We start from the raw sequence: 16,905 nt of genomic DNA on the forward strand, positions 1-16,905 counted from the left end.
AGCCTGACTCTCACCACTCTTGTCGCGTACCTGACGCGCCCTTGCGGAGCCCGGATGACTTCTCCCGACTCACTCCCCTCAGCGGCTGACGCCTCAGCGGCTGACGCTTCAGCACATGGCCCAGCCACCGCACCGCCCCCGGCCCTGCTACTGGTCGAGGACGACGCCCTGCTGTCCAGCACGCTGTGCAGCGTCTTTTCCGCCGAGGGCCTTGCGGTCACCCACCTGGCCGACGGCGCCGCGGCGCTTGCCCGCCTGGCGACCCACCACGATCACGGATTCGCGCTGATCGTGCTCGACCTCAACCTGCCCGGCGCTTCCGGGCTCGAGATTCTCGCCGCGCTGCGCCAGCACGACCGCCAGACACCGGTGCTGATTCTCACCGCGCGCGGCGCCATCGAAGATCGCGTGCGCGGGCTGGACCTGGGCGCCGATGACTATCTTGCCAAGCCCTTCGTGCTCGATGAGCTGGAAGCCCGCGTGCGCGCCCTGCTGCGCCGCCATGCCACTCTTCAGGCCAGTCAGCAGGCCAGCCAGCAGCCGACGCCCTCGCCTGGCATCGCCCCACGCCTGACCCTCGGCAGCCTGGCCTTCGAGCCACTCAATGCACGCTTTCTGCTCGCCGATGCCCCGCTGGCGCTGCCGCCCCGTGAACAGCGCCTGCTGGGTTGCCTGATCCAGCATGCCGGCGAGCCGGTGGACAAGGCGCGTCTGACCCGTGAGGCCTTCGGCGAGGAGGAAGCCGTGGGCGACAATGCCATCGAGGTCTATGTGCATCGCCTGCGCAAGCGCCTGGAAGGCAGCGACGTCAATCTGCGCACCATCCGGGGCCTTGGCTATCTACTGGAACAGACCACGGACGGCAGCGCTTGAATTCCGCACCCTCACCACGCCCACAGACAGAGGCAAAACGCAGCATCAGCCTCTATCGGCGCCTGCTGAGCTGGCTGCTGCTGCCTCTGCTGGCGCTGGGCACACTTTTGCTAGTGCAGGCCTTCCTGTCGGCGCGTGAGGCAGCGGACCGCGCCTACGACCGGCTGCTCGAAGCCTCGCTGGTCACCATCGCGGAGCAGGTCAAATGGCAGGATGGCCAGTTGTGGCTCGACCTGCCGCCCGCCGCCCTCGAGATGCTGGCCACCGACGCCCAGGAGCGCGTCTTCTACAGCCTGGTGGACGCCGATGGCGAGCAGGTCACCGGCAATACCCACCTGCCGGATGCCAATCGCGCCGCCAATGGTCGCCTGGCCCCGCAGGAATCGCTTGGACGCAGCGGCGAGCTGTCGTTTCGCGATATCGCCTGGCAGGGACAGGCACTGCGGCTGGGCAGCCTCGATACCCGCTTGGGCGGCTGGGGCGATGACCCACGCCACGGCCAGCGTTACAGCATTCGCGTCGCCCATACCCGCGAGGGGCGAGACACCCTGACGCGTGAGCTGTTCAGTGGCTCGCTGGTGCGTCTGGCGGGCATGGCCACGCTGGCACTGCTGGTGGTGCTGATCGGCGTCCGGCTGGCGCTGTCGCCGCTGACCCGCCTGCGCCGCGCCATTCGCGAACGCGACTCGCGCAGTCTGGCGCCGCTCAACCTGCCCCTGCCGCGCGAGCTCGAGGAGCTCAAGCACACCATCAATGACCTGCTGGCGCGCATGCGCCGCGTGCGCGCCAACCAGGAGCGCTTCATCGGTGATGCCTCGCACCAGCTGCGCACCCCGCTGGCGGGACTCTCCGCGCACGCCGAGCTGGCACTGCGCCAGCAGGACCCCAGCGCCTGGCATGCCGCGCTGGGGCAGATGCAGGCCACCGCCAGCCATACCGCCCATCTGGCCAATCAGCTGCTGTCGCTGACACGCCTCAACAACCCGGAGGTGCAGCCGCCGCGCGTGCCGCTGGAGCTGTCGGCGCTGGCACGCGCCACCGTCAGCCGGCTGTTCCTGCGCTGTGATCGCGCCGGAGTGGACCTCGGTCTCGAGATAGCCCCGGACATCGATGGCGCCGCCTGGACGCTGGGCGTCGAGTGGCAGCTCGAGGAGGCACTGGCCAACCTGATCGACAATGCCTGCAAGCACGGCGCGCGCACCGTCACACTCACCCTGAGCCGGATGGCGGCACCGAGCGATGCCACGTTCACGCAACCGGACAGCGCCGCACTGGCGGGCCGCTGGCGGCTGAGTGTCGAGGATGACGGCCCGGGCATCGACGCCGAGCGACGCCTGCTGGTACTGCGCCCCTTCCACCGCAACACCCAGCCCGACAGTCATGATCAGGCGCCGGCGCAGCAGCCCGATGAGCTCAAGCATCACGAAGGCGCCGGACTGGGGCTGGCGATCGTCGATGGCATCGCGCGACATCACGACGCGCGCCTGACGCTCAGCGACGCGACAGCACGTAGCGTGACGCAGGCTGCTGACTCTGCATCCCGCACAGACGATGCAACTCGCGCAGCCGACGCAAACGGCACAGACGAGACAGGCGCGTCCTGCGGGCTATGCGTCAGTCTGCATCTGGCGCCCTGTGCAGCGCCTGAGGTGAGAGTGGGTGGGGATGATGAATCAGCGCAGGCCGGCAAGCCTGCAAAGACAGGGGGCACAGCATGCTAGCGAGACGACCGCCAACCAAGCAGCAGCGCCCTGACCATCACGGTCATGACAATCACCGCCCGGATCATCACCGCCCGGGCAGACAGCGCGCTGGACGGCTGACGGCCTGCCTGGCACTGGCCGTGCTTCTGAGCCCCGTCAGTCAGGCGGCGACCCGGGCGGCGACCCAGGCAGCGTTTGACCCGCTGCTCGAAGAGCATCAATCGCTGTGGTTGCAGGGCGGTCAGCCAGTCACGCCGCCCGCGCCTGACAGCGACGCCAGCCTCGCGGCCGACCTGACCATTCACGCTGCGCTGGACCTGCCCGAGATTCGCCCGCTGCTGCTGCGTTACAGCCGCCAGCATCCTGAGCGAGTGCTGCACTACGTCAACCGCTCCGCCCTCGGGCTTGAAGCACAGTACCTGCAGGCGCCGCTGACACCGCAGGCCGATCTGATGATTTCCTCGGCCATGGGGCTGCAGTACCGACTCGCCAATCAGGGTCACGCCCTGGCACTCGAGGCCCCCAATCTGGCCGCCTGGCCGGCCAACTCACGCTGGCGCAATGAGCTGTATGCGATGAGCTTCGAGCCGATCGTGATGGTGGCGCGACGTGATGCGCTCAAGCGTCTGGCGGACCTCGACGGCCTGCGCAATCCCCGCGATGTGCTGCGCAGCCATCGCGACTTCTGGCACCTGCTCGAGACGCGCCGCGAGCAGCTGCGCGGCCGCATCATCAGCTACGACCCGCGCCGCAGCGGCTCCGGCTTTACCTATGCCGTGTCCGATGCCCGTCAATCGCCGCGCTACTGGACGCTGGTGCGCGCCATGGGTCGGGCCGATGCCAGACTGGTCAGCACCACCGGCGCCATGCTCGAGGCACTGGCCAGCGGCGAGGTGGACATCGCCTACAACCTGGTCGGCCCCTACGCGGTGACCTTTGCCCGCGCCCATCCGGAACTGGTGGTGATCGTGCCGGAAGACTACGTGCTGATTCAGCGCCGGCTAGCCTTCGTCCCCCAGCAGGCACCTCACCCCGAGGCCGGTGAGGCCTTTCTCGACTGGTGGCTGAGTCTGGAAGGTCAGCAGGCGGTGGCCAGCGACAGCCAGCTGGGCGCACTGCATCCCGAGGTGAGTGGCGAGGGCAGCGCTCAGCATATGCGCGAGCAACTGGGCGATGCGCTGCGCCCGATCGAGATCGGCCCTGGCCTGCTGGCGACACTCGATCGCCTCAAGCAGGCCAGTTTCCTGAGCCGCTGGGTGCTGGAATTCGAGGCCCCTGCTCCCTTTGCCGGTGAGGCGAGCCAGGGTCAGGGTCAGGGTCAGGGTCAGGGTCAGGGGCAGGCCCCGTCAGCCACGCAGCCCGAATTGAACCAATGATGCGTGGCGTCAGGGCTGGCTAGCCCCTCCCGTTCTGTAAACGCACTGGAGAGCCCATCACGCACAAGGCGCCCCGCGGGGCGCCTTGTGCGTGATGCCATGCGGCATTCAATGAGATGAGCGAGAGGATTCAGCGTCAGCGACCGCCGGCATCTCCGCCGCCGTCACCGCCATCGGCGTCCGGTGCGGCCTCGCGCAGCCCGGCGTCCTCACGGCCTGCCAGACCCTCGGCGGGCTTGCGACGCGCGATCAGCGCACCACCTTCCCGGTGCTCGCTGCTCTGATACTCCGTGCTTTCCGCCTCGCTGCTTTCCGGCGAGCCGCTGGCGGGGCGCAACGGCTCCGCCGAGGCGCTGCGCTGCTCGACGAGGCGCTCGGTGCCATCGTCGCGATGCAGCCAGACATCCATCTGCTGGAAGGCGACCTTGAGACCATGCTCACGGAAGCGTGCGTCCACCCAGCGGTTGATCTCATCGGTGGCGTAGAGGCGATCGGTCAGGTCATTGACGTAGATGCGCAGCTCGAAACCGAAGTTGTCCTGGTTGTAGGTCAGGCAGAACACCAGCGGCTCCGGGTCCTTGAGCACCCGCCTGTTTTCCTGGGCGGCCTGCATCAGCAGACGATGCGCCAGATCCAGATCACTGCCATGGGCGACACCGAAATTGAGCACCACCCGCGTGACGTTGTCCGACAGCGACCAGTTGATCAGCTGGTCGGTGACGAACACCTTGTTGGGGATGATGATCTCCTTGCGATCGAAGTCCGTTACCGTGGTGGCGCGAATCCGGATGCGATTGACCGTGCCATGCAGGTTGCCGATGGTGATGGTGTCGCCGATGCGCACCGGGCGCTCGAACAGGATGATCAGGCCCGAGATGAAGTTGGCGAAGATCTCCTGCAGACCGAAGCCCAGCCCGACACTCAACGCCGCCACCAGCCACTGAAGCTTGTCCCAGCTGACGCCCATGCTGCCCAATGTCATCACGAAGCCGGTGGCCATGATCACGTAGGACAGCAGCGAGGTGATCGCGTAGCTGGAGCCCTGCTTGAGCTCGAGCCGCGACAGGATCGAGACCTCCAGCAGGCCCGGCAAGTTGCGCGCCATCATCACCGCCACGGCGAGGGTGATCATGCCCGCGATCAGGTCCGCCAGCGAGATGGGCGTCGCCGAATCGCCCTCGACGGAAGCGGCGATTTCCCACACCACCACGCTGTCGAGATAGCTGAGCACATTGAGCAGATCGGCCCACACCACATAGAAGATCGACAGGAAGCTGATGACCAGAATCAGCTTCGAGAGACGCAGCGACTGGGAGTTGACCTGCTCCATGTCCAATGGCGGCTCTTCCACCACCTCGACACCGCCTTCGGCGCCCTCCTGCACCTGGGCGCGGCGACGCGCCACGGCGCGACGATAGGCCAGACGCCGCGCGGCGACTGCCAGCCCGCGCACCACGGTGGCTTCCACCAGAATCCAGGCCCCGAACAGGAAGATGGTAGTGATGAAGCGGCCACACAGGCGCAGCGCGGTGTACTCGTAGCCGAGGCAGATCAGCACGCCCAGCGCCACCGGTACCAGCGCCATCGCAAGGCCCAGAATCAGTCGGAACAGCTTGAGGCCGAAGAAGGGGACATGCGCCAGAATCAGCCGCGACAGACAGAAGCTCATCGCCATCAGGCCCACGAACAGAATGGCCAGCCCCAACGGGCGCTCGAGCAGATTGAGGTCCGCCTCGCTGATGATGTTGGTGGTCAGCACCACCGGCAGCAGCGCGAAGCCCAGCCACCAGATATGACGGCGCAACTCTGCCACGTAGTTGGCCGGCCACTGGAAGTGACGCTCGGCGACGCCGTCCTTGACCAGCAGGCGGCGGAAGATGGCGAAGATGCCCCACGCCAGCGACAGCTTCAACAGTGCCTGGCCCAGCGCCCACAGCATGATGCCCTCGCCCAGCGACAGCACGCCGCCAATCAAGGCCAGCGCCAGCGCACCGGGGATGGCCAGCAGGACGTTGAGCAGAATGGCGCGCGGCGTATGCAGCTGGGTGTCCTGCTTCAGGCGCCCTATCTGGGCGTGGAGGTCCGCCAGGCGCGCACGGATGCGCGAACGCTTCCAGGTGATGAAGATCAGCAGCAGCAAGCCCGGCAGCGCCACCCACAGGTCACTGAGCTGAAAGCCCTTGGACAGCCCTGCCACCACGCCACGCCAGACGTTGGGCCTGAGCTCCTCGGCGAGCATTTCCGGGGTACGCGACAGCCAGTCGAGATCCAGCGGCTTGCCGTTGGCGACCCAGAACAGCTGCTCCTCGATGGTCTGGCGCAGACGCCCTGACACTTCCAGCAGCTGCTGCTGGTTGAGCTGCAGGTCGATGGCGCGTGCCAGCAGGCTGTCGTATTCCTTGTCGAGCTTGTCGACCAGCTCCTTGCGCGCCTCCAGCTGACCGATCAACGCCTGACGCAGCTCGGCGCTGATCTGGCTGACATCGGCATTGCCGCCGGGGCGCTCCAGCGCCGCGGCCTCGCCCAGCACATACGAATTGAGATAGCCCGGAATATCGGCAAGCTGCTCACGCACCTTGTTGAGTTCGAACTGCTTGAGGCGCAGGTCGGCGATCTCTTCCTTCAAGTCCTTGCGCACATCGACCTGCGGCAGGCGACTCTGCTGCTCGCGCAGGATACGCGCCAGCAGGACGCTGCCCTTGATGGCCTCGATCTGCTCGCTCATGGTGCGCTCGACCTGGGTGACGCGATCAAGCTGGGTGCGCACCTCCAGCCCGTCGCGAATCACGGCGTTGACGCGATCGGTGATCGCCAGCAGCTGGCTGCTGAGCTCGCGGTTGCGGTTGAGCACCTGCTGGAAGATGGGGTTATCGGCCAGCGCGGCATTCTCGCCACTGGTGGCATCGGCGATGGTCTGCTCGGACTGGTTGCGGCGCTTGTCGTTGACCAGCGTCTGGACCTGCTCCAGGTCCTGCTCCAGATTGGCGATCTGGCGGCTGTAGAGGGTCTTGCGCACCTGGGCCAGCTCACGCAGCAGGGAGCTTGAATTGAGCTCTGAATGGCTCAGCTCGCCACGCGTCTCGGCCAATGCCAGACGGGCCTCGATCAGATCACGCCCGGTGCCGGACAGGTCGGCATCGCCGCTGCCACCCAGCTGGGTCTGCAGGCGCTGCACCTGCTGCTGTGCATCGGCCAGGGTCGAGCGTGAACGCTCCGGCAGGCTCTGGGCATTGATCAGGCGCCGGTTGGTATCGGCCAGCTTGTCCTGCAGGTTCTGCAGCGAGTCGAGAATCGAGGTCATGCGCTTGTCCAGCGCCTCGACCGACTCGCCTTCCAGCGAGGCGATGCTGGGCGGGGTGTAGTCCTGAGGCAGGCGCGCCAGCTCGGCCTGCGCCTTCGCCAACTCCGCCGGCGCCTCCTTGACCTCACTCTTGAGGGAATTCAGGCTGCTGGTGGCCTCGGCGAGGTCGTCGAGCACCGTCAGGGTATCCTTGAGGTCCGCGATGCGCTGACGGGTGTCGGCATCCGGCTTCTCGACGCTCTGCAGGTCTTCAAGCTGAGTCTGGACATCAGCACGCTTCGGGGCGTCCGCACTGGCCGTGGCCGGCACCCAGGCCAGCAGCACCATCAGCAGCAAGGCGCCTGCCAACATCATCAGTCTCAAGGACTTGTTACCTGTCACAGCTGTCTCCTCAATGGTCACCACCGCGCTTCTTCATCGGCTCTGCTGCCCCGCCAGGCCGCCGCCAGCCATGCAGGATGACATCGTGACCGGCCGCAAGCGCAGGCAAGGGCCGCATTGTCGACTGGCGCTGCATCCCACGCAATCCTTGTCGGCAAACGTCCGCCAGCGGCCGCCCAGCAAAGGATGAAGTGAAGAATGAACTAGAGAATGAAGCAAAGAGTGACGGGGCGAGAAAGCGGTGCTTGCAGGCCAGCGTAAGCGACATGCATCGTCGCATCGAGGCGACGCACCTGTCGGAATCTTCGTGCTGGAACCGGACACTGCGCCACCAGTAGAATGGCAGACATGTCATGAACATTGCTCCATAATGCGCTGCTCCCCCGCCGCGGTGTAACCGACAGGATATTTCCATGCCCCTCCGCCTTGCCTCCATCGGATTCCGGTCCGTCCCTGCACGCCTCTCGGGAGTGCTGGCCACAGTACTGCTGGGTGCCGCCGCACCGGCAGCGGCCGACGTGCCCTACACCATGGATGCCGAAGGACGCGTGGTACTGGCCAACGGCAAGCGCTTCGCCCCCGAAGCACTGGGCATGACTGCCGCCCAGGCTCGCGCGGGCGCCATGAGCCAGGCTGACTGGCGCGAGCTGGCGGCGTCTGCACCGGGCACGGCGGACGGCGTCGAGAGTGACCCGCGTACCGAGCAGGTCTTCCTCTCCAATCGCGAAGACGCGGATTACGAGCGCTACTCGGCGGAAGCGGCCGAGACCGAGCAAGCACAAGGCCAGAGCGTCGATGCGCCCCTCGATGAAAGCCTGGCCCAGCAGCGCGCCAAGGAGCGTGTCGTGCTGGAGAACGACGCCGAGAAGAATCCGCTGGCCATCACCGCCTACAAGCGCAATTACCTGCTGCCCTGGGCCTACAACACCAACCCGGATGCCAACGGCTTTGCCGAAGTCACCCAGGAAGGCGAGGTGGACAAGACCGAGGTGAAATACCAGCTCAGCCTCAAGGTCGAGCTGATGGACGACATCTTCGGTGACAATGGCGACCTGTTCTTCGCCTATACCCAGCGCAGCTGGTGGCAGGCCTACAACTCCGATGCGTCGGCGCCGTTCCGCGAGACCAATTACGAGCCGGAAGCCTTCCTGCAGTTCGACAATCGTTATGAGCTGTTCGGCTGGACCAATACCCGCAACCGCATCGGTTTCGCGCATCAGTCCAACGGCCGTTCCGACCCGCTGTCGCGCAGCTGGAACCGCGTCTATGCCGACATGATGTTCCAGAACGGCGACTGGGCCATCGCGGTCACGCCGCACTGGCGCGTGCCGGAGGAGTCCGACGAGGATGACAACCCGGACCTCTACAACTATATCGGCTACGGCGACATCACGGTCGGCTATACCTCCGATCAGCACGAAGTCACCTGGATGGTGCGTGGCAACCCCTCCAAGGGCAACTACGGCAACCAGCTCGACTACTCCTTCCCGCTGTTCGGCAAGGTACGTGGCTACGTGCAGTACTACCACGGCTACGGTGAAAGCCTGATCGACTACGACCACAGCGTGAATCGCTTTGGCCTGGGCTTCTCGATCAATACCTTCTTCGCCGGCTCGCCCGAGACCTGATCAAAGAGCTCTGATCAAAAAGTTCTGATCAAAGAGTTCTGATGACAGAACTCGCATGACCCTCCCGCAACGGGCAGCCCAGGCTGCCCGTCTTGCCATCTGCCCTCCGTATGCACCGCCCATGTAGACCTAGTGGCATACCCATGATCCAGATCATGCCTCCCGCACGTGACATGGCGATATCGTGCTCTGTGCGTGTCTTGCCCTTGTGTTTGTCGCGTTCAACCCCCACGACTTGTGCATGACCACGCAAGACGCGTCATGACGACGTGCTGACGATGCTTGCAGAGAGTCTCGCGCAAGTGGATTCAGGTCATGCCCTGCCGCCTGCGGCGCCCCAGGGAAGAGAGAGTTCGAGAGTCAAGCGCAGACAACACCGCGCTCACCATTCGCGAAATCTGATTCGACATACGGGAAGGAGTTACACCATGGCTATGCAAAAGATCGGCGATCACACCACTTCCGCGACCGGTGCCAACACCGACCAGCTGAAGGAAGATCTGCGCCATCTGTCCCAGACCGTCGAGGAACTGCTGCACGCCTCGGCTGAAGATTCCCGCGAGAGCATGAAGGAAGCCCGCGCCCGCGCCCAGACTCGCCTGGAAGCCACCCGCGCCCGCCTCAGCGCCCAGGGCGATCGCCTCGCCGCCGGCGCGCGCGAATCCGTGGACTGCGCTGACCGCTACGTGCACGACAACCCGTGGACCAGTGTCGGTATCGGCGCGGCCGCCGGTGTCGTCGTCGGCATGCTGCTTGGCCGTCGCTGATGCAGGAGCAAGGGCCGGTTGAACGCGTACTTGGCGCCATCCGACGTCTGACTGCGAGCCTGGTCGAGAGTGGCGAGACGCGCTTGCGTCTCGCCGTGCTGGAGCTCGAGGAAGAACGCGAACGGCTGTTCGTGATGCTGCTGCTGTCGGGTATCGCCCTGATGCTGATCTGCTTCGGCATCGGCCTGGCGATCCTGCTGGTGGTCGTGGCCTTCTGGGATACCCACCGCCTGCTGGCCATCGCCCTGAGCGGCGGTATCCTGCTGGCATTGGGGGGATTGATCGCCTGGCGCGTCAAGGTGATCGCTTCCCAGCGCAGCCTGCTGCGTTCCACGCTCAGCAACCTGAGCCGTGACAGCGACAGCCTCAAGGATGTGCGTGCCGACGCACTGGAACGCCAGCGCCAACGCGAAAACCTTTGATGCCCCGCCTGCCAGTGCCTGCCAAGGAGGCGAAATGAGTTCTTCCAGACAGTCCCTCGCGCGACGCGAGCCGGCGCTGCCCCCCGTACAGGGGAACGGACGCCGGTCAGCACATCCGCGTGACGCTCGGCGTGCGGAACTCGAAGCACGCATCAGCCAGCAGCGCCTCGATGTCAGCCATGCGATGCGCGAACTCAAGGAGGCCACCGCGCCCATCGACCGCGGCTGGGCCAAGGTCCAGCAATACCGCGGCCCGTTGGTGCTGGTGGGCGGCCTGATCGCGGCGCGGGGCGGGTTCCGGCCAAAGAAGGGCCTGAGCCTGCTCAAGCGCGGGCTGATGAGCTGGGTGATGATTCGCCGTCTGAGAATATTGTTCGACAAATGATCACGGCATCACAGCGAAAGCCCCGCCACCTGAGAGTCAGGTGGCGGGGCTTTTTTCGTCATTGCGACGTGTCGTTCTGTTAACCCTGCCGCGATCAGGCGCTGCGGCTGTCACGCTTGAGCAGATACACGCCCAGATAGAGCACCGCGAAGATCAGCCCCAGCACGGCGGCGGCACCGAAGACGTTGCTGCCGTCACCGGGCAGGAATTCCAGGAAGGACGTCAGGAACTGTCCCAGGAAGATCGCCATCGTCAGGTAGGAGAGATTGCGACCGCGCACCGAGGTGTGGCTGCGCTCCACCGTCATGTGGTTGAGCAAGGGGATCGAGAAGCCGAAGCCCATGCCGGACAACACGGCACCGACGCTCATCAGCGTCATGTTCTCGGCCTGCTGGAAGAGGAACAGGCTGCCGGCATAGAGCAGGAAGGCCAGCACCAGCGTCGGCATCTCACCCAGGGCACGCGACACCTTCGGCATCAGCATCGCCGCGACCACCGCGACCAGCGAAATGCCCGCCAGGAAGATACCGGTGGCCGCTTCATCCAGCCCCAGCATATTCAAGCGCATCGGCAGCATGACGATGGCGGTGAAGAACAGCGTCAACGAGATGGCCGCGGCCAGGTAGACGCTGGTCAGCGAGGAGGACAAGGCCTCACCGCCGGCATTTCCGCTCTCCTCGGCAGGCGCTTCAGGCGACTGCTTCGGCACCATCAACCACAGCATGGCCAGCAGTACCCAGGCCAGCAGATAGAGGGCGAAGGGCCACTGCCAGGCGATCCCCGCCAGCACACCGCAGATGAACAGGAAGATCACCCCGCCAAGCTCGATGGACATGCCCTGCTGGGCGATCATCGCCAGACGCGCATGACCGTGATACCACTCGGAGATCAGCGTGGTGCCGCCCGCCATCACCACGGCGGTCACGCCGCCGAGCAGGATGCGATCAGCGAACACGACGACGGTGCCGGCGCCTTCCAGCAGTGCGCCGCCCGCGCCCAGCACGCCATACAGGAACAATCCGCCCATCAGTGAGCGATAGGCACCGACACGATCGATCATGCGCCCGGCGATGGGCGCGAACAGCACGGCGCCCAGCGACGGCAGGGTAATCAGCCAGCTGGCATGGCTCTCCACCTCAAGCGCCGAGGCGATGCTCAGAAGCCCCGGCGCGACCACGGTTCCCACCATGATGGTCAGACAGGCGATGGCCAGCAGCGTGAAACGCCCGCCGGCAGACAGCGGTTGTGAGGGCCCGCGCGTATCCTGCGCGGCCACTCCACTTGTTGATGTCGTCATATTGGCTCCACTCGAATTCAGAACCCTCCTGTCAGCCGCTACGCGCCCCGCCTGCTCGCTTGCTTGCGTGCATGCGAGGCAAAGCCAGCGGCAAGAGACAGGAGACAAGGCGAGACGACAGAGACTGACGAAGGGAGGTTTGGCAGGCCTTCAGACTAGCGAGTGCAGGCTTATAATAGAAATGACAATACTTGATATGACTTATACTGACTGAACATCAATCAGCCACGAGGGCCGGCATGGAACTCCGCACACTGAAAACCTTCGTCTCGGTGGCGACGCACAGAAGCTTCTCGGCCGCCGCCCGCGAGCTGCATACCGTGCAACCCGCCATCAGCCGCCAGATCGCCGATCTCGAAGCCGAGCTGGGCGTCAGCCTGCTATGGCGCAATACGCGGGAGGTGAAGGTGACGGCACCGGGGGAGGCATTGCTGGAAGAAGCGCAGCGCATGCTGGCGCTGGAGGCTCAGGCACGCAAGCGCGTGGCGATGGCTGCCAGCGGCCAGACCGGCACACTGCGCATCGGCTACATGAGCTCGGCCTGCGCAAGCTTCGTACCCGGACTGATGCGCGACTTCGCCAGCGACCATCCCGAGGTCAGCCTGTCATTGCATGAGATGAGCGCCCAGCAGCAGCTGGATGCCTTCGCGCGTGACGAGATCGACGTTGGGCTGTCGCGCCCGCTTCCCGGCGAGCAGCGTGACAGCCTGACCGCCCTGGCGGTCTACGAGGATAGGCTGATGGCGGTGGTGCCCGAGGGGCATCGTCTGGCGCACCGCAAGCGACTGGCCCTCAGCGAGCTTGCGCAGGAAGATTTCGTGCTGTTTCAGCGCGGGCAGGCGACGGGGCTGTTCGATCAGATCATCAGTGCCTGCGGCGATGCCGGCTTCTCGCCACGCATCCAGCGCCAACCGGCCTTAATGCAGACTCTGCTCAGTGAGGTGGCGGCGGGACTGGGAGTCGCCATCGCGCCCGGCTGCATTCGCCGCCTGCAACGTGATGGCTGCCAGTTCATTCCCCTGCGCCCGGCACTCGGCGCGGTACCGCTGGAGCTTCACTACCCGACCACACCGGTCCGCCCGGTGATCGAGGCCTTCGTCGCGCTGGTCGAGCAGCGCCTGCCCGCCATCCGTCAGCAGATGGCGTGAGACGCAGCCAGTGGCGAGAAGGTGCTGATCAGCAGTTCAGCCCGCAGGCCACCGCCGAGGACCACGCCCACTGGAAGTTGTAGCCGCCAAGTTCGCCGGTGACATCCAGCACCTCGCCGATGAAGGCCAGCTGCGGCAGATCGCGCACGCTGAAGTCCTTCTGTGAGATGGCGTCGGTGACCACGCCACCCATGGTGACCTCGGCGGTGCGCCAGCCTTCGGTGCCCGCCGGCTTGAGCTGCCAGTGATTGAGCGCCTTGGCCAGCTGCTCGAGACGCGCGTTGGAGAGCTCGGCGAGACTGCGCTCGCTGATGCGACCGGCATCGGCGTCCTGCCACTCGACCAACGACTGGGCGAGGCGCTTGGGCAGGCGCTCGCCAAGCCAGGGGCCGATCTGGCGCTTGGGATGCTGCTCACGCAGGGCGAGCAGCTCGGCGTAGGCATCCACGCCCGGCAGCAGATCGATGTCCAGCGGCTGACCGGGTGTCCACCAGCTGGAGGCCTGCAGCATCGCCGGACCGGAAAGCCCGCGATGGGTGATCAGCATCGGTTCGCGATAATGGCCCTTGCCGGCGGTGACGCTGACGTCACAGGCAAGCCCCGACAGCGGCGACAGACGCTCCTTCCACTGCGAGGTCAGCGTGAACGGCACCAGCGCGGCGTAGGTATCGGTGACCTCGAGCCCGAACTGGCGCGCGATGTCGTAGCCGAAGCCGGTCGCGCCCAGCGTCGGAATCGACATGCCGCCGGTGGCCACCACCACGCGCCCTGCCGTGTGCGTACCATTGCTGGTCTCGACCCGCATGCCCTCGCCCGCGCGCTCCAGCGAGGTGATGCGCGTACTCAGACGAATCTCCGCTCCGGCCCATTCACACTCCGTCATCAGAATCGCCAGCAGATCCTTGGCGGAATCGGCGCAGAACAGCTGTCCCGGCTTCTTCTCGACGTGCTCCAGCCCATGGCGCTCCACCAGTTCCAGGAAATGGTGCGGCGTGTAGCGCTTGAGCGCCGAGATGCAGAAGTGCGGATTGCGCGAGAAGAAGTTGGCTGGGCCGGCATCCAGATTGGTGAAGTTGCAGCGCCCACCGCCGGACATCAGGATCTTCTTGCCGGCCTTGTTGGCGTGGTCCAGCACCAGCACGCGCTTGCCCTGATAGCCTGCCGTGGCGGCACACATCAGGCCTGCCGCGCCTGCGCCGATGATGATGACGTCATATGTGGCCATGCGGGACACTCCGTGAAGCGAAGAAAGGAAAGGAAATCGGCTGTGCAGACACACGCGGGCCGGCATTCTACCAGAAGCCTGCCGCAGCCAGCGGCCGGAGATGGGAAACAAGACACCCCCACCGTCAGAGACGATGAGGGTGTCTTGTCAGACCGGGCAGACTAGCCAGTCACGGCGTGTCTCAGACGATGACGCCCTGGCTGCGCAGGTAATCGTCGTAGGTGCCGGAGAAGTCGACCACGCCATCGGCCTTCAACTCGATGATGCGGGTGGCCAGCGAGCCGACGAATTCGCGGTCGTGGCTGACGAAGATCAGGGTGCCCGGGTAGTTTTCCAGCGCGAGGTTGAGTGCCTCGATGGATTCCATGTCCAGGTGGTTGGTCGGCTCATCCATCACCAGCACGTTGGGCTGCTTGAGGATCAGCTTGCCGAACAGCATGCGGCCCTGCTCGCCACCGGAGATGACCTTGACCGACTTCTGGATGTCGTCATTGGAGAACAGCATGCGACCCAGGGTGCCACGCACGACCTGCTCGCCACCGCCGGTCCACTGCGCCATCCAGTCATAGAGGCTCATGTCGTTGGCGAAGTCATGGGCGTGGTCCTGCGCGTAGTAGCCGACGTCCGCGGCGTCGGTCCACTTCACTTCACCGGCGTCCGGGTGCATCTCGCCGACCAGGGTGCGCAGCAGCGTGGTCTTGCCGATGCCGTTCGGGCCGATGATGGCAACACGCTCACCGGCGGCGACCGTGAAGCTGAAGTTCTCGAACAGGGTGTTGCCGTCGAAGCCCTTGGAGAGCTTGTCGATCATCACCGCGTTGTTGTGGACCTTCTTGGTCTGCTCGAAGCGGATGAACGGGCTGACGCGTGAGGACGGCTTGATCTCGTTGAGCTGGATCTTGTCGATCTGCTTGGCACGCGAGGTCGCCTGCTTGGCCTTGGAGGCGTTGGCGGAGAAGCGGCTGACGAAGGACTGCAGCTCGGCGATCTGCGCCTTCTTCTTGGCGTTGTCGGCCTGCAGCTGTTCGCGCGCCTGGGTGGCGGCGGTCATGTACTCGTCGTAGTTGCCCGGGAACAGACGCAGCTCACCGTAATCCAGGTCCGCCATGTGGGTGCAGACACTGTTCAGGAAGTGGCGGTCGTGCGAGATGATGATCATGGTGCTGGAGCGCGCGGTCAGCACGCCTTCCAACCAGCGGATGGTGTTGATGTCCAGGTGGTTGGTCGGCTCATCGAGCAGCAGGACGTCAGGATCGGAGAACAGCGCCTGCGCCAGCAGCACGCGCAGCTTCCAGCCCGGCGCGACTTCGCTCATCGGCCCCAGGTGCTGCTCGATGGGGATGTCGAGGCCCATCAGCAGCTCACCGGCACGCGCTTCGGCGGTGTAGCCATCCAGCTCGGCGAATTCGACCTCGAGGTCGGCGACCTTCATGCCGTCTTCCTCGCTCATCTCCGGCAGCGAGTAGATGCGGTCACGCTCGGCCTTGACCACGGCCAGACGCTCGTGGCCCATGATGACGGTGTCGAGCACCGTGTATTCCTCATAGGCAAACTGGTCCTGACGCAGCTTGCCCAGACGGATGTTGGGCTCGAGCATGACGTGACCACCGGACGGCTCCAGATCGCCACCGAGAATCTTCATCATGGTCGACTTGCCGCAGCCGTTGGCGCCGATCAGGCCGTAGCGATTGCCACGCCCGAACTTGGCGGAGACGTCTTCAAACAGCGGCTTGGCACCGAACTGCATGGTGAGATTGGCGGTAGAGATCACGAGGGAATATCCGTTTGAAATGAAAAAGGTGGGCGGTGACGAAGCGTCACGCTGGCGCCGGGAAATACGGGGAGCCGCAAAGGCCTGGCAGGCATCAGCCGCGGAAGAAGACTTCCAGCAGGTGATAGCCGAACTTGCTCTTCAGCGGCCCCTGCAGGGTATTGAGCGGCCCCTTGAAGATGGCGCGATCAATGCCGCCGACCATCTGGCCGGGGCGCACTTCGCCCAGGTCACCGCCCTGCTTGCCGGAGGGACAGGTGGAGTGCTTCTTGGCCAGTTTCTCGAACGGCTGGCCGCGCTCCAGTGACTGCTTGAGACGCTGCGCCTCGGCCTCGGTCTTCACCAGAATGTGGCGTGCCATGGCAATACGAGCCATCTCATGTCCTCTTGCAGGCGGAATCGGTCTTGCCTCACACCATCTCGTGCCCCGGGCATCCCGGAGGCGGGCCCGACGTCACCCGAGCACGCCCCTGACGACATGACAGCCGTCATGACGCGAGATCAGGCATTCGGGGAAGGTTCGACAGGCGATGGGGTGAGTCTGAAGGCGGGCATGATAACAGCTCAGGATGACAGACGCTGTATGCGTGTGTATCCATCGCCCGGTCGGCAGACAGGCAGACAGGCA

The 16,905-nt window shown here is 65.1% G+C and carries 13 protein-coding genes; 8 read left to right on the forward strand and 5 right to left on the reverse strand.

Annotation, left to right across the window (positions count from 1 at the left end):
• Nucleotides 1-54 precede the first annotated feature (54 nt).
• Genes QD356_RS12710 through QD356_RS12720 form a run of 3 tightly spaced genes read left to right on the forward strand, consistent with a single transcriptional unit; the run spans nucleotide 55 to nucleotide 3,952 of the window.
• Nucleotides 55-873: a response regulator transcription factor gene (locus tag QD356_RS12710; protein ID WP_192837444.1), complete on the forward strand. Its 819-nt coding sequence runs from the start codon at nucleotides 55-57 to the stop codon at nucleotides 871-873.
• Nucleotides 870-2,594 (forward strand): sensor histidine kinase, encoded by a 1,725-nt coding sequence (locus tag QD356_RS12715; RefSeq protein WP_225996296.1) that lies wholly within the window; start codon nucleotides 870-872, stop codon nucleotides 2,592-2,594. The genes QD356_RS12710 and QD356_RS12715 overlap by 4 nt, the downstream gene beginning before the upstream one ends.
• Entirely contained in the window at nucleotides 2,588-3,952 is a 1,365-nt protein-coding gene (locus QD356_RS12720) for an ABC transporter substrate-binding protein (protein WP_192837443.1), read from the forward strand. Before QD356_RS12715 ends, QD356_RS12720 begins: the two co-directional genes overlap by 7 nt.
• A 136-nt stretch (nucleotides 3,953-4,088) precedes the next feature.
• Here the strand turns inward: QD356_RS12720 and mscK are convergent, their stop codons facing one another.
• Complete coding sequence (mscK, locus tag QD356_RS12725) at nucleotides 4,089-7,634, reverse strand: mechanosensitive channel MscK (protein WP_279878009.1); 3,546 nt, start codon at nucleotides 7,632-7,634, stop codon at nucleotides 4,089-4,091.
• Between the two features lie 413 nt (nucleotides 7,635-8,047).
• Between mscK and QD356_RS12730 the strand changes: the two genes are divergently transcribed.
• From QD356_RS12730 to QD356_RS12745, 4 genes are all read left to right on the forward strand, one after another.
• Nucleotides 8,048-9,262, forward strand: coding sequence for a phospholipase A (locus QD356_RS12730; protein WP_225996295.1), 1,215 nt, complete (start codon nucleotides 8,048-8,050; stop codon nucleotides 9,260-9,262).
• Between the two features lie 428 nt (nucleotides 9,263-9,690).
• Nucleotides 9,691-10,029 (forward strand): DUF883 family protein, encoded by a 339-nt coding sequence (locus QD356_RS12735; RefSeq protein ID WP_082388358.1) that lies wholly within the window; start codon nucleotides 9,691-9,693, stop codon nucleotides 10,027-10,029.
• On the forward strand, nucleotides 10,029-10,451 hold the full coding sequence (locus tag QD356_RS12740) for a phage holin family protein (protein WP_043333873.1): 423 nt from the start codon (nucleotides 10,029-10,031) through the stop codon (nucleotides 10,449-10,451). The genes QD356_RS12735 and QD356_RS12740 overlap by 1 nt, the downstream gene beginning before the upstream one ends.
• 34 nt (nucleotides 10,452-10,485) lie before the next feature.
• Nucleotides 10,486-10,836: a YqjK-like family protein gene (locus QD356_RS12745; RefSeq protein WP_052384593.1), complete on the forward strand. Its 351-nt coding sequence runs from the start codon at nucleotides 10,486-10,488 to the stop codon at nucleotides 10,834-10,836.
• 94 nt (nucleotides 10,837-10,930) lie between these two features.
• On the opposite strand, the gene QD356_RS12750 is transcribed toward QD356_RS12745, so the two are convergent.
• Nucleotides 10,931-12,133, reverse strand: a complete 1,203-nt coding sequence (locus tag QD356_RS12750) for an MFS transporter (RefSeq protein WP_192837442.1) — start codon at nucleotides 12,131-12,133, stop codon at nucleotides 10,931-10,933.
• A gap of 239 nt (nucleotides 12,134-12,372) precedes the next feature.
• On the opposite strand from QD356_RS12750, the gene QD356_RS12755 reads away from it, so the two are divergent.
• A complete protein-coding gene (locus tag QD356_RS12755; protein ID WP_192837441.1) occupies nucleotides 12,373-13,281 on the forward strand; it encodes a LysR family transcriptional regulator in 909 nt (302 codons plus the stop codon).
• A gap of 28 nt (nucleotides 13,282-13,309) precedes the next feature.
• Here QD356_RS12755 and QD356_RS12760 read toward each other — a convergent pair whose 3' ends face one another.
• The 3 genes from QD356_RS12760 to QD356_RS12770 all read right to left on the reverse strand — a co-directional run bounded on the left by QD356_RS12760 (nucleotide 13,310) and on the right by QD356_RS12770 (nucleotide 16,653).
• Complete coding sequence (locus tag QD356_RS12760) at nucleotides 13,310-14,506, reverse strand: NAD(P)/FAD-dependent oxidoreductase (RefSeq protein ID WP_153636450.1); 1,197 nt, start codon at nucleotides 14,504-14,506, stop codon at nucleotides 13,310-13,312.
• A 181-nt stretch (nucleotides 14,507-14,687) separates the two neighbouring features.
• Nucleotides 14,688-16,277, reverse strand: a complete 1,590-nt coding sequence (locus QD356_RS12765; protein WP_043333876.1) for an ABC-F family ATPase — start codon at nucleotides 16,275-16,277, stop codon at nucleotides 14,688-14,690.
• Between the two features lie 94 nt (nucleotides 16,278-16,371).
• Nucleotides 16,372-16,653, reverse strand: coding sequence for a peptidylprolyl isomerase (locus tag QD356_RS12770; RefSeq protein WP_043333877.1), 282 nt, complete (start codon nucleotides 16,651-16,653; stop codon nucleotides 16,372-16,374).
• Nucleotides 16,654-16,905 lie beyond the last annotated feature (252 nt).

It is taken from the genome of Cobetia sp. 2AS (assembly GCF_029846355.1).
Taxonomy (GTDB): Bacteria; Pseudomonadota; Gammaproteobacteria; order Pseudomonadales; family Halomonadaceae; genus Cobetia; species Cobetia amphilecti.